We start from the raw sequence: 17799 nt of genomic DNA, 5'->3' as shown, positions 1-17799 counted from the left end.
CGAGCCCGCCAGCGGCTCGAGCGCCGGCGCGCCCCGCCCGGGGGGCACGCTGACCTTCGCGGTGGGCTCGGACGCGGGATGTGTGGACCCGCAGCAGGCGGGCAGCAACGACACGGTCTACTCGCTGCGGCAGATCGTCGACTCGCTGACCGACCAGGATCCCCGGACAGGCGAGATCGTGCCGTGGCTGGCGGAACGCTGGGAGATCAGCCCGGACGCGAGGACGTTCACCTTCCACCTGCGGCCCGGCGCGACGTTCAGCGACGGGACACCGGTGAACGCGCAGTCGGTCAAGGACAACTTCGACACGATACCGAAGCTGGGCACGCTGGCCGTCCTGGGAACGGGCTACCTCAGCGGTTACGAGGGCACCACGGTGGTCGACGACCTCACCGCCGCGGTCGCGTTCAAACAGTCGAACGCCCAGTTCCTGCAGGCCACGTCGACGTTCTCGCTGGGGCTGGTGTCGGGGGCGAGCATCGCCAAAACCCCGCAGCAGCGGTGCAGCGAGGGTGTGATCGGGTCGGGTCCGTTCGTGCTGTCGAAGTACGAACCGGCCCAGGCGATCACGCTGACGAAGCGCGCCGGCTACAACTGGGGCTCGTCCCTGTGGACGAAGAAGGGCGAGGCGTATCTGGACACGCTCGCGTTCAAGGTGGTCCCGGAGGCGGGCGTGCGCAGCGCCAGCCTGACCTCCGGCCAGGTCGACGCGATCGGCAGCGTGAGCCGCGCCGACGAGGCGGCGCTCAAAGGCGGTGGCGCCAGCCTGCAGGCACGGGCCAACCCGGGGGTGGTGTTCAACCTGAGCCTGAACAACTCCAGGCCGATCCTGCAGGACCAGAAGGTGCGGCAGGCCATCCTGTTCGCCATCGACCGCAAGCAGGTCGCCGACACGGTGTTCCCGACCGACACCCACCCGGCGACGAGCATCCTGGCGCACACGACCCCCGGCTACAAGGACCTCAGCTCGGACCTGGCGTTCGACGCCACCCGGGCCAGGTCGCTGCTGGACGCAGCCGGCTGGGTGCCCGGCTCCGACGGGATCCGGCAGAAGGACGGCGTCCCGCTGCGCCTGACGGTGAGCTGGTTCGCCAACGCGGCCACCAACAAGCCGACCCTGGAGCTGGTCCAGCAGCAACTGAAGGCAGTCGGTATCGATCTCGTGTTGAAGGAGCTACAGATCGCGCAGGCGGCCCAGCTCCAGCGCTCGGGCGACTTCGACGTGCTGTGGGGCAACCTGACCCGAGCCGACCCCGACATCCTGCGCACCCTGTACTCCACGCAGCTGGCGAACGCGTACCGGCTGCCGCCCACCCAGCTCGACAACATCCTCACCGACCAGGCGGCCGAGCCGGATCCGGCCAAGCGGCGGGACCTGGTGGCCCAGGCCCAGCAGCTGATCGTGCAGAACGCCTACGCCATCCCGGTCGTGGAGCTGCAGACCGAGCTGGGTGTGTCGAAGAACGTCCACAACCTGGGCTTCGAGGCGTCCAGCCGGATTCAGCTGCACGACACCTGGAAGAGCTGACACGGCACCAGCCGGTGGCTGGACGGCAATCTGACCTACTGGAACAGGCTGGGCGGGTGTGCGGGCCCTCGCGCGAGAGATGTTGCGCGAGGGCCGGGACACCCGCGGGCCGTAAGGCATGAGGGCCGGGACACCGGCGTCGGTCGAGAGGAGGGCAGCGGATGCGACGTTACGTGATCAGGCGTCTCGCGCAGGCGGTCGGCGTGCTGTGGGCGGCCTACACGCTGTCGTTCCTGGTGCTGGACTACCTGCCCGGCGACCCGGTCTCGGCGATGGCCGGCGCCGGGATGGACTCCTCCGTCGTCGACCCGGCGCGGCTTGACGAGCTGAAGAAACAGTACGGGTTCGACAAGCCGGTGCTGGTGCAGTACGTCGACTATCTGAGCAGGGCGCTGCGCGGTGACTTCGGCAACTCGGTGTCCACCGGCCGGTCGGTGACCTCCGTGATCGCCGACGCGCTGCCGCAGACGCTGCAGCTCACCGGCATGGCGCTGCTGCTTGCGACGCTCTTCGGTGGCGGGCTGGCTCTGTTCGCGACCTACACCTCGCAGCGCTGGCTGCGGCAGATCCTGCTGTCGCTGCCGTCACTGGGAGTGTCGATCCCGACGTTCTGGATCGGTCTGATGATCGTCCAGCTGTTCTCCTTTCGGATACGGCTGTTTCCGGCCTTCGGCAACGACGGGCTGCGTGGCCTGATCCTGCCGGCGGTCACCCTGGCGATCCCCACCGGCGCGATGGTCGCGCAGCTGCTGGCCAAGAGCCTGCTCACCACGCTGGACGAGCCATATGTGCAGACGGCCCGGGCCAAGGGCGCCGGACGGGCCCGTATCCACCTCGGCCACGCGTTGCGTAACGCCTCCCTGCCAGCACTGACGATCATCGGTCTGCTGGTCGGGCAGCTGATGGCCAACGCCGTCGTGATCGAGACGGTCTTCGCCCGCAACGGCCTCGGCCGGGTCACCGCCGCCGCGGTCTCCATCCAGGACATCCCGGTGGTGCAGGGGGTCGTCGTCTTCGGCGCGCTGGTCTTCGTGCTGGTCAACCTGGTCGTCGACCTGATCTACCCGCTGTTGGACCCGCGGATCGTGGTAGCCGCCACCGCGCGAAGGAGTCCCGCGTGAGCGTGCGAAGGAGTACCCCGTGAGCCGGTCACTGGCCGCCGACCCGGCCACCCGGGCCGGGCTCGAACCACAGGTCGAAGCGACAGCGCCGACGCCGGGCCCGCGGCTGGGCGTGGACGTGCGGCGGCTGTCGCGGTTCTTCCTGCGCCGCCCCGGCCTGCTGCTGTCGCTGATCGTGGTGGCGCTGGTGGCGCTGGCCGCGTTCTGGCCGACGTTGTTCACCGGGCGTGACCCGCTGCTGGGGGTGCCGGCCGACAACTTCCAGCCGCCCAGCGCCCGCCACTGGTTCGGCACCGACGAACTGGGCCGAGACACCTACTCCCGGGTCGTGCACGGGGCGGCGCTGTCACTGAAGGCGACGCTGATCGCTGTCGCGGTTGCGTTCGTCGTCGGTGGGGCACTCGGGCTGGTCGCCGGATTCGTCGGCCGCTGGGTCGAGGACGTGCTGATGCGCTTCGTCGACGTGCTGCTGTCCATCCCGGCTCTGTTCCTGTCGCTGGCGCTGGTGACGGCGCTGGGATACGGCACGGTGAAGGTCGCCGTCGCGGTGGGGATCGCCAGCGTGGCCAGCTTCGCCCGGGTCATGCGCGCCGAGGTGCTCAGGGTGCGCCAGGCCGTCTTCGTCGAGGCCGCGCGTTCGTCGGGGACGCGCTGGTACAGCGTGCTCGGACGGCATGTGCTGCCCAACGCGACAGGGCCGGTCATCGTGCTGGCAACGCTCGACTTCGGGACCGCGGTGCTGGCGGTGTCCTCACTGAGCTTCCTCGGTTACGGCGCCGCGCCGCCGGCGCCGGAGTGGGGCACGCTCGTCTCCGACGGCCGCAACTACCTGGCCAACGCGTGGTGGCTGTCGACGCTGCCCGGCCTGACCGTGGCGGCGACGGTACTGGCGACCAACCGCATCGCCCGCGCACTGGACGGAGAATGGGCCAACCAACGATGACCGATCACCGCACCGACAGCCACGGCCGCACCGACAGCCACGGTGACGCCGACAGCCACGATGACACCTCCGCCGACGGTGCTGGCGGCATCCCCACCGACGGCCACAGCGGTGATCATGATGGTGGTCGCAATAGTGATCACTGTGGCGATCACGGCGGCACCGGCGCGGGCCTGCTCGCGATCCGGGGGCTGTCCGTGTCGTACCGCACCCGCACCGGGCCGTTGCCCGCCGTCCGGGGCGTCGACCTCGACGTCGAGCCGGGCGAGATCGTCGCGCTGGTCGGCGAGTCCGGCTCGGGCAAGAGCACGCTGGCGCACGCGATCGTCGGGCTGCTGCCGGCCGGGGGACACATCGACGCCGGCAGCGTCCGGTTCGGCGGCCACGACCTCGCCGCCCTGTCGGAGCGGGAACTTCGTGCCATCCGCGGTGCCCGGATCGGGCTCGTCCCGCAGGACCCCACCGTCTCCCTCAACCCGGTGAAACGGATCGGCGTCCAGGTGGCCGAGGTGCTGCGCATCCACCGGCTGGCCACCCGTCGTTCGGCTCCGCTGGAGGCGGTCGCGCTGCTGGAGCGGGCCGGCCTCGCCGAACCGGAGATCCGTGCCCGGCAGTATCCGCACGAGCTGTCCGGCGGCATGCGGCAGCGGGCACTGATCGCCATCGCGATCGCGGCACAACCCAAGATGATCATTGCTGACGAGCCGACCAGCGCCCTGGACGTCACCGTGCAGCGGCTGATCCTCGACCACATCCAGCACCTGGCCGACGAGTTCGGCACCGCCGTCCTGCTCGTCACCCACGACCTCGGTGTCGCCGCGGACCGCGCGCAACGCATCGCGGTGATGTCGCAGGGCCGGATCGTGGAGAGCGGGCCCACGGCCCAGATTCTCGACAGCCCCCGCGACCCCTACACCCAGCGACTGCTGCGCAGCGCCCCGAGCCTCACCGTCGTACACACCGCGCATACCGTGCCGCGGGCCCGAACGTCACCTTCGGTAGCTGTCGAACCTTCAGTCGTCGCCGAGCAGTCACTCGTCGTGGTCGACAACCTCGTCAAGGAGTTCCCGCTGCCCCGTACGGCGGGCGGCTCCGCCCGTACGCTACGCGCGGTCAGTGACGTCAGCTTCACCGTCAACCGCCACGAGACGTTGGCCCTGGTCGGTGAGTCGGGTTCGGGCAAGTCCACCACCGCCCGCCTCGTCCTGCGCCTGGTGGATTCGACCGCCGGCCGGATCGTGCTGGACGGTGACGACGTCACGGCCGCCAGGGGAGCGCGGCTGCGGCGGCTGCGCCGGCAGGCCCAGATCATCTACCAGAACCCCTACGCGTCCCTCGACCCACGGTTCTCGATCAAAGAGGTGATCACTGAACCGTTGCGCGCGTTCGGGGTCGGTGACCGGGCTTCCCGCACCGCCCGCGCCCGGGACCTGCTCGACCGAGTCGCGCTGCCGGCCTCGGTCCTCGAACGCAGACCCGCCGAGCTCTCCGGTGGGCAGCGGCAGCGGGTCGCGATCGCCCGCGCGCTGGCGCTGGCACCCCAGCTCGTCGTCTGCGACGAGCCCGTCTCCGCCCTGGACGCGTCCGTGCAGGCGCAGGTCCTCGAACTGCTCGCCGAACTGCAGGCCGACACCGGCGTGGCCTATCTGTTCATCTCACACGACCTGGCCGTCGTGCGGCAGATCGCCCACCGGGTGGCGGTGATGCGGGCCGGGCAGATCGTGGAGACCGGCCCGACGGACGACCTGTTCACCAGCCCCCGGCACGAGTACACCCGCGCGCTGCTGGAGGCGATCCCCAGATGGTCGCAACAGCGTCAGGCCGCCGCTTCGCCCAGCAGCGGACGCACGCCCTCGGCGAAGGCGTAGGCCTCCTCCAGGTGCGGGTAGCCCGACAGGACGAACTCCTCGACGCCGACGGCGCGGTACTCGGCGATCCGCTCGGCGACCTCCTCGTGGCTGCCGACCAGGGCGGTGCCGGCGCCGCCGCGCACCAGGCCGATGCCCGCCCACAGGTTCGGCCCCACGACCAGCCGGTCGCGGGAGCCGTCGTGCAGGTCGAGCATCCGCCGCTGGCCCACCGACTCCAGGGTGCGCAGCCGCCGCTGGCCGGCGGCGATCGCGGCGTCGTCCAGGCCGGCGATGAGCCGGTCGGCGTCGGCCCACGCCCGGGCGGCGGTGTCCCGGGTGACGACGTGGATGCGCAGGCCGAACCGTAGCCGCCGGCCCTGTTCCGCGGCCAGCTCACGCACCCGGTCGATCTTCTCGGCGAGCAGAGCCGGCGGCTCGCCCCAGCTCAGGTAGACCTCGGCCTGCCGGGCCGCGACGGCCATCGCGGCCTCGGACGAGCCGCCCAGGTAGACCTCTGGCAGTGGAGTCGGCGGGTCGCGCAGCACGGCGTTCTCAAGATCGTAGAACTTGCCGTGGTGGTCGAACTCGGCGCCGCTCCACAGCCGGCGCACGATCTGCAGGAACTCCTCGGCCCGCGCGTAGCGGGCGTCGTGGTCGAGCTGGTCGCCGTAGGCGCGCTGCTCGGCACCGCTGCTGCCGGTGACGACGTTGAGCTGCAGCCGGCCGTCCGAGAGCTGTTGGAAGGTCGCGGCCATGTGCGCGGCCAGCGCCGGTTCGATCAGGCCGGGACGGAACGCGACGAGGAACTTCAATCGGCGGGTCTGCGCGATCAGCGCCGCCGTCACGACCCAGGCGTCGGCGCAGTGCGCGCCGGTCGGGGTCAGCACCGCCTCGTAGCCGAGCGAGTCGACGGCCTGCGCCAGCTGGGTGAGGTAGGTCAGTGACGCGGGCCGGCCAGTGCGGGCGGGCTCCAACACCCCGCCGATGCCGAGCCCGTGCACTCCGGAGGCCAGGCTCCGGCCGTCACCCCCGGTTGGCAGGAACCAGTGGTAACGCGTGGTCATAGTACGACCACGTTCGGGCGGGCGTTCGGGGCGCGTGCGGTCATTGTGCTCATCCACCGATCCGATCTTCCGTCAGCCGTGCCCGGCGGAAGTCGATTCGGCCGCATGTCCGCGGCTCTCGTATTCCGCGCGGACGATCAAGCACGGGCGATCAAGATAATCGATCAAGATAATTGATCAGAACCGAATGATCAAACAATGCCAAGTATATCGATGGGAAATAGGCATTGCCGGTGGCTCACGGTGGTACCTTCGAGAAAGGTCATGAGTGTCGGCGGCGGGCTGTGGCCTCGCTGGCCGACGAGGTTCGCCGGCTGGCAGCCTCCCTCGCGGCGGGCGCCCCGAAGACGTGGGGCCGGCTGGGCGTTTCGGTCCACGGGCCGGGCGTCGGGCAGGGCCGGCCGGGCATCGATCGGCGGGAAGTATCGATCGACAGGAGGTGGCGGCGCATGCGGCTGATCCCAGGCCCGTCTGCCGTCCGCATATCCGGGCCACGACGTGGTGTGATCAGTTCGTTTCTGCGCCGGCACATCGATCTGTGCCGTGTCGCCGGCGCGCTCTGTCCACCCTGACCCGAGCCCCGCTGACCTGAGCATTCCTGACATACGCGCTGTCCGCCCGACCTGATCGGGTCCGGCCCGGATCCAGTTCGGGCCCGTCGTACCCGACGATCTGCCGCACTTGACGATCCGCCGCGCCCGACCTGGTCTGTCGCCGCCGACCCTACCGGCTCCCGCGCGTCGTGACCGGGTGGGCCTGTTCCCGCTCGCGCTGACAGCGCCGCTCGTGTTGACACCGCCGCGCCGCCGGCCCACGGCCGCGCCGGCAGCCGTCTGAAAGGGGTATCGGACGATGAGCAGGCCGATCAAGCAGATCCATCTCGCCGCGCACTTTCCAGGCGTCAACAACACCACCGTGTGGAGCGACCCAGCGGCGGGCAGTCATATCGAATTCGGCTCTTTCGTCCATTTCGCGCGGACCGCCGAACGCGGAAAGTTCGATTTCCTCTTCCTTGCCGAGGGGCTGCGGCTACGCGAGCAGAACGGGCTGATCCACGACCTCGACGTGGTGGGCCGGCCGGACACCTTCACGGTGCTGGCCGCGCTCGCCGCGGTCACCGACCGGCTCGGCCTGGCCGGCACGATCAACTCCACGTTCAACGAGCCCTACGAGGTGGCGCGGCAGTTCGCCAGCCTCGATCATCTCTCCGGCGGCCGGGCGGCGTGGAACGTGGTCACCTCCTGGGACGCCTTCACCGGCGAGAACTTCCGCCGCGGCGGCTTCCTGCCCGAGGATCAGCGTTACGCGCGGGCCAGGACGTTCCTGCGGACGGCCTGGGAGCTGTTCGACTCCTGGCGCGGTGACGAGATCGTCGCCGACAGGGAGACCGGGGTGTTCCTGCGCGACCCGCACCCGGGCAGGTTCACCCACCGTGACACGCATTTCGACATCGCAGGCCAGTTCAACGTCCCGCGCAGCCCGCAGGGACGTCCCGTCATCTTCCAGGCGGGTGACTCCGACGAGGGGCGGGAGTTCGCCGCCTCAGGCGCGGACGCGATCTTCAGTCGGCACGGCACCCTGGAGGCCGGGCAGGCGTTCTACGCCGACGTCAAGAGACGGCTGGCCCGCTATGGCCGTGCCCGCGACCAGTTGCTGATCCTGCCCGCGGCGACGTTCGTGCTCGGCGACACCGACGCCGAGGCCGCCGAGATCGCGCACGAGGTCCGGCTCCAGCAGGTCAGTGGTGGCACGGCGATCCAGTTCCTCGAGCAGCTGTGGAACCGTGACCTCTCCGACCACGACCCGGACGGGCCGCTGCCCGCCGTCGACCCCGATCCCGGGGAGCACACGGTCGCCCGCGGCCGGGCCAGCGTGCGCATGTTCGGGGACAGGCTGGCCACCGCGAACCAGTGGCGCCAGCTCGCCGAGGCGAAGAACCTCTCCACCCGAGAACTGATCATCGAGGTCACCGGGCGGCAGACGTTCGTCGGCTCCCCTGCGACGGTGGCCAGTGCGATCAACGATCTTGTGCAGGCCGACGCCAGCGACGGGTTCATTCTCGTCCCGCACGTCACCCCCGGCGGGCTGGACGGCTTCGTCGACACCGTGGTTCCGCTGCTGCAGGAACGCGGCGTGTTCCGTACCGAGTACGAAGGTATTACCTTGCGTGACCATCTCGGTCTTGCGCCGCTCGTCCCTGCCGTGTCAGGCACGTCCGACGCGTCCGGTGCGTCCCCTGCCGGGCCGGGGTCGGCGGCGAGGGCCGTGTCGTGAAGTTCCTGACCATCACCCTGATCGTGCACGCCCCGGACCCGGTCACCGGGGCGCGGAAGTCGACCGTCGACCGGTTCCGCGAGGTGATCGACAACGCGCTGCTGGCCGAGGAACTCGGCTTCGACGGCTTCGGGGTGGGCGAACGGCACGAACGGCCGTTCATCTCCTCCTCCCCGCCGGTGGTGCTCAGCCATCTGGCCGCGCTCACCAGCCGGATCCGGCTGTTCACCGCCGTCACCACGCTGAGCCTGCTCGACCCGGTGCGGGCGTACGAGGACTACGCCACCCTCGACCACCTCTCCGGCGGCCGGCTGGAGCTGATCATCGGCAAGGGCAACGGTGCCGCCCAGCGGGAGCTGTTCCACGTCACCCCCGACGACCAGTGGGACCGCAACGCCGAGTCCTACGAACTCTTCCGCCGGATCTGGCGGGAGGACAAGGTCACCGCCGACCCGCGGTTCCGCCCCGCGCTGCGGGACGCCGAGGTCTGGCCCCGGCCGCTGCAGCAGCCGATCCGCGTCTGGCACGGCAGCGCGACCAGCAGGGAATCAGTCGATCTGGCCGCCCGCTACGGGGACCCGCTGTTCTCGGCCAACGTCACCAACCCGATCGAGCCGTACGCCGAACTGGTCCAGTACTACCGTGAGCGTTGGGAGCATTACGGCCACGGCCCAGCGCTGGCGGCGGTCGGTGCCGGCACGGCCGGCTACTACGCGGAACGCAACTCCCAGGACGCCATCGCCGGCTACCGTCCGGTGTTCGAGGGGTATCTCGCCTTCCAGAAGCGGCTCGGTGTGGAACCGGTGTTCCCGACGTTGGAGGACTTCGTCGAGCGCAGCTCCGCGCTGATCGGCAGCCCGCAGCAGGTCATCGAGAAGGTGCACCGCTACCACGAGCGGTTCGGGCACAGCGTGCTGCACCTGCACGCCGACGCCGGCGGCCTCACCGACGCCCAGCACCGCGCCAGCCTGGAGCTGTTCCAGTCCGACATCGCCCCGGTGCTGCGCCGCGAGATCCCGGACCCGCCCTGGCCGTGGGCCCCGGTGCTCGCCGAGCCGTCCCCGTCAGCCCCGCCCTCCTCGTCGTCTCAGCCGTCCTCGCCGTCGCCGTCGTCACCGAACGCATCGTCATCCGCCGCATCGTTACCGACCGTGGACGGACCCGCGCCCGCCGCCGTCTAGGCCGTGTCTATGAGTAAGGAAGCCTGTCATGGTCACGACTCCGCTCGCCGTCCTGGACCTCGTCCCGATCCCCGCCGGATCGACCGCGGCGCAGGCGCTGCGCAACAGCATCGATCTCGCCCAGCGGGCCGAGCGGTTCGGCTACGCCCGGTACTGGTTCGCCGAACACCACCTCAACCCCGGCGTGGCCGGCACCTCGCCGGCGGTCCTGCTGGCGCTGACGGCCGCGGCCACCTCGACGATCCGGCTCGGCTCCGGCGCCGTCCAGCTCGGGCATCGCACCGCGTTGTCGACGGTGGAGGAGTTCGGGCTCATCGACGCCCTGCACCCCGGGCGTCTCGACCTCGGCCTGGGCCGTTCCGGCGGGCGTCCGAACGAGGTGAAGCGTGAGCCGGCCCTGCTCGGCGCCGGCACGGCCGTCGTGGACGGACGCGCGCCCAACGGGCTGCGCATCCCACCCCGGTTCTCCTTCGAGCATCTGCTCAACTCGCCGCGCTTCGAGCTGCAGAAGGGGCTCCTGCAGCTCCCCGGTGCGCAGTCGCAGAACTACACTGAGCAGATCGGCGATGTCCTTGCCCTGCTGGCCGGCACCTACCGTTCCGCCGAGGGCGAACAGGCTCACGTGGTCCCCGGGGAGGGCGCGCAGGTGCAGGTCTGGATCCTCGGCAGCAGCGGGGGCGAGAGCGCGATCCTCGCGGGGGAGAAGGGGCTGCGGTTCGCCGCGAACTACCACGTCAGCCCGGCCACCGTCCTGGAGGCCGTCGAGGCCTACCGGGCCGCGTTCCAGCCGTCCGACGAACTTGACCGACCCTATGTCAGTGTCTCGGCCGATGTCGTCGTGGCCGAGGACGCCGCCACCGCGCGGGAGCTGGCCGCCGGTTACGGGCTGTGGGTACGCAGCATCCGCACCACACTGGGGGCCATCCCGTTCCCGGCCCCGCAGGAGGCACGCCGGCACGTGTGGAGCGACGCCGACCGCGAACTGGTCGCCGACCGTGTCGAGACCCAGTTCGTCGGCTCGCCGGGGCAGGTCGCCGACCAGCTGGAACAGCTGCGCGACGCCACCGGCGCCGACGAGCTGATCATCACCACGATCACCCACGACCATACGGACCGGGTCCGCTCCTACCAGCTGCTGGCCCAGGAGTGGCAGCGCCGTTGACCACCCACGACCGTATGCGCGCCCGCATCCCCGGCGCTGCCGTTACCGGTGCCGGCGCCGTCGGGGCAGCCGCCGATGCCACCGCGATCGAGGCCGGCATGATCGATGCCGCCGCGATCGGGGCTGGTGTGATCGGAGCCGGCGCGTGAGCCGAATCCCCGCCAGCCGGCAGGACCCTGACCGGCGGCATCCACTGGACAACCCCGCCCGCTGGTCGCTGACCGGGGCGCACGCGCATCTCGCCGAACGGCGTGGCAACGTGCTGCGCTACCCGGTCGACGTCTCCCCGTTCGTGGCACTGCCCGAACAGCCCGACACCGCCGACTGGAACGACATGGCGGCCCTTGCCGGCCCGGGGGCGCTGGTCCCGCTCGCCGGGGTGTCGGTGCCGCCACCACGAGGGTGGGAGGTGGTCAGGCGCGGTGCCGGGGTGCAACTCGTCGGCGACGGTCTCGCTGCCGCCCTCGACGACGAAGCCGTCCGACTCCAGCCGTCGGACGTGCCGGAGATGCTTGCCCTGGTCGCCGCCACCAAACCCGGCCCGTTCCTGCCCCGCACCATCGAACTGGGCACCTACCTGGGCATCCGCCGCAACGGCGTGCTCGTGGCGATGGCCGGCGAACGGCTGCACCCACCCGGCTGGACGGAGGTCAGCGCTGTCTGCACCGACTCCGCCTTCCAGGGCCAAGGGCTGGCGACCCGGCTCGTGCGCGCGGTGGCCGCCGGCATCCGCGAACGCGGCGAAACCCCGTTCCTGCACGCGGCCGCAGACAACACCAACGCGATCCGGCTGTACCTCTCGTTGGGCTTCCGCTTCCGCCGCGAGGCGACCTTCCTCGCCGTCCGCGTCCCCGACCCCCTCCCCGAAAACGCCCCGGCCACCTGACCAGCGCGTGTGTTCTCGTTCCGAGAGTGGCATGAGGGGTGACCGCCCGTGCCGATCCGATGATCGACCAGTGGAAGCGCGAGACATCCTTCGAGGAGAAGCCATGACCGAGGACACCAGCCCGGGCCAGTCGAGGTTCGTCCGCGGTAACGGCCATCTCGACCGACTGCTGTCCGACCCCCAGCTTGCCGCCGACGTCGCCAAGGCGCACGAGGCAGCGGCGGAGGCGGACCGGGTCCACACGAATGAACCTCGCGATGATCCGCAAAGCCGCGCAGATGACGCAGGCTGAGGTCGCCAAGAAGCTCGGAGTCGGCCAGGCCGCCGTCTCTCGTCTGGAGAGCCGTGAGGACATGCTGCTATCGACTTGCTCTCGGCATTTCGCCACCGCCGTGGGGTCGGGGGTGGGCTTCCCCAGTTCCCGCCACATCTGGGCGTTCGCCCAGGCGAGCATCGAACCGAGAAGATCCTCGGCGACCTCGTAGGAGATGGCCTCCTCCTGGGACCACGTCTCCAGCCCGTGGTCCGGAACATCACCATGACAGGGAGACCTGCATGACATCGCCGCAGGGCGAAGGCGCCTATGCCGATCCGATCCTGGACGGCCTTGGCCGGCTTGACCAGGACGTCGCGCAGATCCTTGGGCAGGTGCAGAACGCGCTGCTGGTCGCTCAGCAGATCACCGTATGGGTCGCCGAGCGCCGCCGGCGGCAGATCGACCAAGTGCAGACCACCGGCCGGGTGGACGCGGGTCGCAGCCCCCATCGGGCCGGAGGAGATGACGCCGGTGAGACGGCTCGGCGTCGGGCGGTTGCCGAAGATGCGGTTCGCACCGTATTGGCCGGTGATCCTGCCCGCGCCGAGATAGTGATCAATTCAGAGGGATTCGGTACGGTGGTTCATCGGCTTCCGCAGGTATGCCGGACGCTGGGGCTGACATCGGTGGAGACTGTGGGCCGGGCGGTGTTCATGTTTAGTCAACCGCGGGGCTTGGGCGACGTCAGCACCGCTAATGCGGCAGCGGTGTTGCACGACCGGCTGGGTTGGCTGGTGGATTCCAGCGGTATTCCCGGGCGGCTGGCCGGGTATCGGGTCGATCCCCTCGTCCCGGCCGGTACAGGCAGGGACAGGTCGCAGCGCTCCCAGCCGACGTCCACGCAACGGTCGCCACGGGATCCGGATCCGGGGCAGGTGCGGGCCACGACCTACCCGGGACCTCCCCGCCCGGGAGCGCGGTCGCCGGGCGGGAAGGGAGCGCAGGCGCAGCCGGCGGCGGCGCCTGTCCGGCGGGCGTTGCCCACGACCGTCAGCCGGGGTCGCTGACTGTCAGCTGTCCGGGGCGGGGTGGGTTTTATGGTTCGTTGGGGGTGATTCTTCGGGTGCCGGCGTAGTGGTCGGTCCAGTAAGGGTCGGTCGTCCAGGCGACGGTTTCGACGGTTTTCCCGGTGCGGGGGGCGTGGATCATCTGTCCGTTGCCGAGGGCGATCGCGACGTGGCTGAGCGGTCCGTCGATGTGGAAGAAGATCAGGTCGCCGGGGTGGATGTCGTCGCCGGCGACCGGGGTGCCTTGCTGGTATTGGTCGCCGGTGTAGTGGGGGAGCCGGATCGTTCCGCCGCTGGCCTGGTAGACCGCGTACAGGGTGAGCCCGGAGCAGTCGAATCCGGCCGTTCCGGTGTCGGTGCCGGTGGTGGGGCCGAACTCGTTGCCGCCGCCCCACACGTACGGGGTATCGGTCCATGCCTGCGCGGCGGCGGCGACCCGCTCGCCGAAGCCGCCGCCGGCGGGCGGGGGAGTGGGGGCGGTGTAGTCGGCGACGGCGGCGGTGATCCGGGTGACGTAGTCGCGGGTTTCCCCGATGGCGGGGAGGCCGCCGGCGGCGCGCACGCAGCCGAGCCCGCAGTTGTAGGCGGCCAGCGCGAGGCTGACGGGGTCGCCGGTGAGGGTGCCGTCGGCGATTCCCGCGGTGGTGTCGGCGAGCAGCGCGCACAGGAACCGGCCCTGGGCGGTGATCGCGTCGGCGGGGTCGAACGGGCTGGCGACGCCGTTGCCGTCGGCGTCGATGGCCCAGGTCGGCCAGGTGCCGGGCATGAACTGGGCGATGCCCTGCGCGCCCGCGGCGGAGACCGCGCGGGGGTTGAAGCCGGATTCCTGGGCGAGTTGGGCGGCGAGCAGCGCCGGGCTGAGCTGGGGGCAGCGGTCGTCACCGGCACCGGCTCTGATGATCCAGTTCTGGTAGGTGTCGGGGACGGCGGTGGTGCGTAGCGGCCCGCCGGGGGTGGCGGTCGGGGTGTCGGTGCGGTCGTGCAGGACGGTGACGGCGAGCAGGAGCGTCAGCGGCAGGCCGACCAGCCCGGCGGCGCAGGCGACGGCGGCCAGGGCGAGGGCACGGCCGGGCATCGGCGGTCAGCCGCTGGTGGTGTAGGAGTCGACCCGCCATCCGCCGCTGTCGGCGGCCAGCCGGCAGAACACGATCCGGGTCTCGGGGATACCGGTCCAGCCGTCGGCGCCGTGGGGGGTGACGGTGACCCGGACCGCCCGGTGGGCGTCGACCAGGCTGTCGGGGGGCGCTTCCACGGTCAGGACCGTGGTGGTGACGGTGGTGGCGGCCCGGTGGGCGGCCCACTGGGCCCAGCGGGCGTCGACGTCGACACCGTTGATCGGTTGGGACAGGCGGGCGGTGACGTAGGGGCGGGCACGGTAGTAGGCGGCTCCGGGCCCGGCGTCGACGGCGGTGTCGACGGTGTGGATCGCGGTGGCGAACGCCGCGCACACGGCCGCGGGATCCCCCTGGGGCGGGGCTGGCGGGGTGCGTGCCGCTGTCGGAGCCGGGAACGCGGTCGGGGTGGGCGGGCGGCCGGTTCCGCCACCGCAGCCGACCACTACGGGAAGCAAAACAACAAACAAAAGCCGTGTTTTTCTCATAGAAAATCCAACTCTTGCCCCCTGTGTCGCTAATAGAAACAGTTTTTGTCTTTTCCCTTATTCTGACGGTACGTGTCGTGGCTAGCGCAAGGGGTGATCTTCACGTGTCGGTGCTGACACGCACCGGCCGTGCCCCACGGCCCCGTCACCGGCGGGCGGGCGCGGACGTTGTTCCCGTTCAGCCGCTGGTGGTGGTCGCTGGCTGCCACGGGGGTGCGGGAGCGACCACCGTAGCCGCGCTGCTGCAACCGGCGATCGACATCGGTGTGGTCACCGACTGGCCCCGGTACGCGGCCAACCGTGGGTTCGCCGGCCGGCCGCTGGTCCTGGTCGCCCGCGGCACCGTGCAGGCGGTGGCGGTGGCCGGGCGGGTCACCGCCGCGGCCCGCACCGCCCACGTCCACCCCGCCGGGCTGGTCGTGGTTGCCGACGGGCCGCTGCCCGAGCCGCGCGGGGTCACCCAGCGGCTGCGGTTGCTGGCCGCGCACACCCCCGTCCACCGGCTGCCCTACGTCACCCGCTGGCGTTATGTCGCTGATCCGCTGCGCGGCGAGGTACCCACGCCGCTGGCGGCCGCGGTCACGGTCACTCGCAGCGCTCTGAGCACAGAAGGAGACACCCATCCGTGAGCCGGTTCCTGGCCTCGCTGTATCTTGCGGTCGGCGAGGCTCCCCGCAATCTCCTCGCCGATCCCCCGGCCCCTGCTGGCCAGCCAGCACCCGCCGGCCCGCCGACCTGGCAGATCCCCAATCCTCCGCCGGCGGCCCCCGAGCAGGTCACCAAGGTCACCGACTGGTTCATCGCCCTGGTGAAGTACGGCGGGCTGGCCGCCGGGGTGATCGGTCTGTCGATCTGCGCGATCCAGATGATGGTCGGGCGGCGTAACCGGCACGCGATGTCCGCGGACGGCGCGCTCGGGGTGCCCTGGACCCTGCTGGGGGTCTCCCTGATCGCGATGGGGCCGATCCTGCTGTCCACCATCCTCACCCTCGCCAGCTAGGCGGCCGGGAATGGCTGACGGGCGTCGTTTCCCCACAGGTGTGCGGCTGCTGGCCGCGGCCGGGCTGGTCGCGGTCGGGATCGCCGTCGGGCTGCTCCTCGGTGGCCGGGGCGGCTCCCCGGCACCGGCGCCGTCCCCGACCGCGGGTACGGCCGGCCCGGTCCCGGCAGGCAGCGGGCCGGTGCTCCCGGATCCGGGCCTGCCCGTCCTGGGCTTCTCCGACCTGACCTGGCTGGACTTCCACGGTCTCGCCCTGCCGGTCTCGCCGACCGCGGGCCCACACACCCTGGCCGACGACCGGGCGTCCGGGTTCGCGCACACCCCGCTGGGCGCGGCCCTCGCCGCGATCCACATCGCTGTTCGTACGGACGCCGCTGTCGGCGCTTACATCTTCGAGCCCACCATCGCCGAGCAGGCAACCGGTGTCGACCAGCCCGCCCTGCTGGAACAGACCCGGATGACCGCGGCGCAGCGAGCCGTTCCCGCCCGGCTGACCGGACGGTTCTCCGGCCAGGGCTACCGGTTTGTCGGGGTCCGCTTCGACGCGGCCGCCCCCGACCGGATTGTGCTGTATCTGGCCACGGACGCCGAGGGCCCCACCAGCACCACGGTGTACGCCACCGTGCGCATCGAGCTGCGCTGGGAGCGGGGGGACTGGCGGGTCGTGGCCCCACCCGGCGGCCTCTGGTCCACGGTCAGCACCCGGATCGCCTCTACCGCGGGCTTCCAACTGTTCCCCCGGAGATAAGAATCCATGGCCCTTCCAGACCTCGACAACACCTTCCCAGGACTCGGCAACCCGTCGCTCCTCGGTACCCCGGCCGGACAGTTGGCAACCGCTGCCGAGCTCGGCGGCGCCATTGTCAAAGCCGGCGCCGGTAAGGCTGTCGAGAAGGTCAGTGACAGTACGTTGAGTTCGTTGGAGGACACGCTGGCCAAGGGGCTGGCGTGGATGGTGGACACCACCTCGACCTGGTGGGTCAAGGCCCCCTCCATCCGGGTGCAGCAGCCGGTCGCGCCCGGTACGGACCCGGCGAGCGCGCCCCCGATCGAGGTGGTCGCCACGATCCGGGGCTGGATGTGGCCCATCGTGATCACGGTGGCGTTGTGCGGGCTGACGATCCAGGCCGCGCGGATGGCCCTGCAACACAGACCCCAGCCGCTCCTCGACATCGCTCGTGGTCTGCTGCTGGTGGGGCTGACGACCGGGATCGGGGTCTTCGTCGTCCAGCAGAGTCTGGATGTCGGGGATGCGTTCTCCGACTGGGTGCTGTCCACGGACGGCCAGCAGTTGGCGCCCACGATGAAACACGTCCTCGGGGTGGACGGGGAGAACCTCGCCGCCACCGGATTCGTGATCGTCTACTGTCTGATCGCGCTGGTGGTCTCGATCGTGCAGGCGATCCTGATGATGTTCCGGGAGGCCAGTATCCCGATCCTGACCGGGATGCTGGTCCTGGCCGCCGCCGGCGGGTTCCTGCCGTCGACCCGCCGCTGGATGCCGAAGATCGTCGGCTGGCTGGTCGCGATGGTCTGTTACAAACCGGCCGCGGCCCTGGTCTACGGGGCGGCGTTCAGCTACCTGCACTCCTCGCAGGCGGGTACCGACCCGGTGACCGCGGACCGGGACCGGTTCATGGGCCTGACCATGATGATCCTGTCGCTGGTCGCTCTGCCGGTGCTGATGCGGCTGTTCACCTGGGCGGCGGGGGAGACCGGCGGCGGCAGCGGGGGAGGAGCGCTGGCCGGGGCGGCGGCCTCCGCCGGAGTGCTGGCCGTGACCGCCGGGATGGCGTCCCGGTCAGCAGGCCGTTCCGGCGGGCCGGCCGGGGAGCACGCCGCCTACCTGGCGCAGACCGGTCCGGGC

At 70.9% G+C, this 17799-nt stretch carries 20 protein-coding genes; 17 read left to right on the top strand and 3 right to left on the bottom strand.

Annotated elements, in window-relative coordinates; all coding sequences use genetic code 11:
• Positions 1 to 82: 82 nt before the first annotated feature.
• The 4 genes from FrCorBMG51_RS20700 to FrCorBMG51_RS20685 all read left to right on the top strand — a co-directional run bounded on the left by FrCorBMG51_RS20700 (position 83) and on the right by FrCorBMG51_RS20685 (position 5460).
• On the top strand, positions 83 to 1528 hold the full coding sequence (locus FrCorBMG51_RS20700) for an ABC transporter substrate-binding protein (protein ID WP_235433773.1): 1446 nt from the start codon (positions 83 to 85) through the stop codon (positions 1526 to 1528).
• A 161-nt stretch (positions 1529 to 1689) separates the two neighbouring features.
• A complete protein-coding gene (locus FrCorBMG51_RS20695; protein ID WP_047224691.1) occupies positions 1690 to 2649 on the top strand; it encodes an ABC transporter permease in 960 nt (319 codons plus the stop codon).
• Positions 2650 to 2668: 19 nt separating this feature from the next.
• Positions 2669 to 3592, top strand: coding sequence for an ABC transporter permease (locus tag FrCorBMG51_RS20690; RefSeq protein ID WP_047224690.1), 924 nt, complete (start codon positions 2669 to 2671; stop codon positions 3590 to 3592).
• Positions 3589 to 5460, top strand: coding sequence for a dipeptide ABC transporter ATP-binding protein (locus FrCorBMG51_RS20685; RefSeq protein ID WP_371391057.1), 1872 nt, complete (start codon positions 3589 to 3591; stop codon positions 5458 to 5460). The genes FrCorBMG51_RS20690 and FrCorBMG51_RS20685 overlap by 4 nt, the downstream gene beginning before the upstream one ends.
• On the opposite strand, the gene FrCorBMG51_RS20680 is transcribed toward FrCorBMG51_RS20685, so the two are convergent.
• On the bottom strand, positions 5409 to 6506 hold the full coding sequence (locus FrCorBMG51_RS20680; RefSeq protein WP_047224689.1) for an LLM class flavin-dependent oxidoreductase: 1098 nt from the start codon (positions 6504 to 6506) through the stop codon (positions 5409 to 5411). The genes FrCorBMG51_RS20685 and FrCorBMG51_RS20680 overlap by 52 nt on opposite strands.
• Before the next feature lie 449 nt (positions 6507 to 6955).
• Here FrCorBMG51_RS20680 and FrCorBMG51_RS34160 point away from each other — a divergent pair, with 449 nt between their 5' ends.
• From FrCorBMG51_RS34160 to FrCorBMG51_RS20645, 9 genes are all read left to right on the top strand, one after another.
• A complete protein-coding gene (locus FrCorBMG51_RS34160) occupies positions 6956 to 7078 on the top strand; it encodes a putative leader peptide (RefSeq protein WP_371391055.1) in 123 nt (40 codons plus the stop codon).
• Positions 7079 to 7358: 280 nt separating this feature from the next.
• A complete protein-coding gene (locus tag FrCorBMG51_RS20670; protein WP_047224687.1) occupies positions 7359 to 8780 on the top strand; it encodes an NtaA/DmoA family FMN-dependent monooxygenase in 1422 nt (473 codons plus the stop codon).
• The gene (locus FrCorBMG51_RS20665; protein ID WP_047224686.1) at positions 8777 to 9961 is read left to right on the top strand and encodes an LLM class flavin-dependent oxidoreductase; all 1185 of its coding nucleotides are present in this window, start codon (positions 8777 to 8779) and stop codon (positions 9959 to 9961) included. Before FrCorBMG51_RS20670 ends, FrCorBMG51_RS20665 begins: the two co-directional genes overlap by 4 nt.
• A gap of 28 nt (positions 9962 to 9989) precedes the next feature.
• Positions 9990 to 11123, top strand: a complete 1134-nt coding sequence (locus FrCorBMG51_RS20660) for an LLM class flavin-dependent oxidoreductase (RefSeq protein ID WP_047224685.1) — start codon at positions 9990 to 9992, stop codon at positions 11121 to 11123.
• Positions 11120 to 11272 (top strand): hypothetical protein, encoded by a 153-nt coding sequence (locus FrCorBMG51_RS28610; protein WP_157180605.1) that lies wholly within the window; start codon positions 11120 to 11122, stop codon positions 11270 to 11272. The genes FrCorBMG51_RS20660 and FrCorBMG51_RS28610 overlap by 4 nt, the downstream gene beginning before the upstream one ends.
• Positions 11269 to 12009, top strand: coding sequence for a GNAT family N-acetyltransferase (locus tag FrCorBMG51_RS20655; RefSeq protein WP_047224684.1), 741 nt, complete (start codon positions 11269 to 11271; stop codon positions 12007 to 12009). The genes FrCorBMG51_RS28610 and FrCorBMG51_RS20655 overlap by 4 nt, the downstream gene beginning before the upstream one ends.
• A 103-nt stretch (positions 12010 to 12112) precedes the next feature.
• A complete protein-coding gene (locus tag FrCorBMG51_RS29950; protein ID WP_052914890.1) occupies positions 12113 to 12301 on the top strand; it encodes a hypothetical protein in 189 nt (62 codons plus the stop codon).
• Positions 12288 to 12494: a helix-turn-helix domain-containing protein gene (locus tag FrCorBMG51_RS29945; RefSeq protein ID WP_052914889.1), complete on the top strand. Its 207-nt coding sequence runs from the start codon at positions 12288 to 12290 to the stop codon at positions 12492 to 12494. The genes FrCorBMG51_RS29950 and FrCorBMG51_RS29945 overlap by 14 nt, the downstream gene beginning before the upstream one ends.
• 70 nt (positions 12495 to 12564) lie before the next feature.
• The gene (locus FrCorBMG51_RS20645; protein WP_047224683.1) at positions 12565 to 13332 is read left to right on the top strand and encodes a hypothetical protein; all 768 of its coding nucleotides are present in this window, start codon (positions 12565 to 12567) and stop codon (positions 13330 to 13332) included.
• Between the two features lie 28 nt (positions 13333 to 13360).
• On the opposite strand, the gene FrCorBMG51_RS20640 is transcribed toward FrCorBMG51_RS20645, so the two are convergent.
• Positions 13361 to 14407 carry a C40 family peptidase gene (locus FrCorBMG51_RS20640; RefSeq protein WP_052914888.1) on the bottom strand — a complete coding sequence of 349 codons (1047 nt, stop codon included), beginning with the start codon at positions 14405 to 14407 and terminating at the stop codon, positions 13361 to 13363.
• Between the two features lie 6 nt (positions 14408 to 14413).
• A complete protein-coding gene (locus FrCorBMG51_RS25680; RefSeq protein ID WP_139342421.1) occupies positions 14414 to 14782 on the bottom strand; it encodes a hypothetical protein in 369 nt (122 codons plus the stop codon).
• A 254-nt stretch (positions 14783 to 15036) separates the two neighbouring features.
• Here FrCorBMG51_RS25680 and FrCorBMG51_RS20630 point away from each other — a divergent pair, with 254 nt between their 5' ends.
• From FrCorBMG51_RS20630 to FrCorBMG51_RS20615, 4 genes are all read left to right on the top strand, one after another.
• A complete protein-coding gene (locus tag FrCorBMG51_RS20630) occupies positions 15037 to 15561 on the top strand; it encodes a hypothetical protein (RefSeq protein ID WP_052914886.1) in 525 nt (174 codons plus the stop codon).
• Complete coding sequence (locus FrCorBMG51_RS20625; RefSeq protein WP_052914885.1) at positions 15558 to 15932, top strand: hypothetical protein; 375 nt, start codon at positions 15558 to 15560, stop codon at positions 15930 to 15932. The genes FrCorBMG51_RS20630 and FrCorBMG51_RS20625 overlap by 4 nt, the downstream gene beginning before the upstream one ends.
• Positions 15933 to 15942: 10 nt before the next feature.
• The gene (locus FrCorBMG51_RS20620; protein ID WP_139342420.1) at positions 15943 to 16680 is read left to right on the top strand and encodes a DUF8175 domain-containg protein; all 738 of its coding nucleotides are present in this window, start codon (positions 15943 to 15945) and stop codon (positions 16678 to 16680) included.
• Positions 16681 to 16686: 6 nt separating this feature from the next.
• On the top strand, positions 16687 to 17799 hold a 1113-nt coding region (locus FrCorBMG51_RS20615; RefSeq protein ID WP_047224681.1), incomplete at its 3' end, for a hypothetical protein.

The organism is Protofrankia coriariae (assembly GCF_001017755.1).
Lineage (GTDB): Bacteria > Actinomycetota > Actinomycetes > Frankiales > Frankiaceae > Protofrankia > Protofrankia coriariae.
Note: the sequence above shows the minus strand (reverse complement) of the source record. Positions and strands in the feature narration are given on the sequence as shown.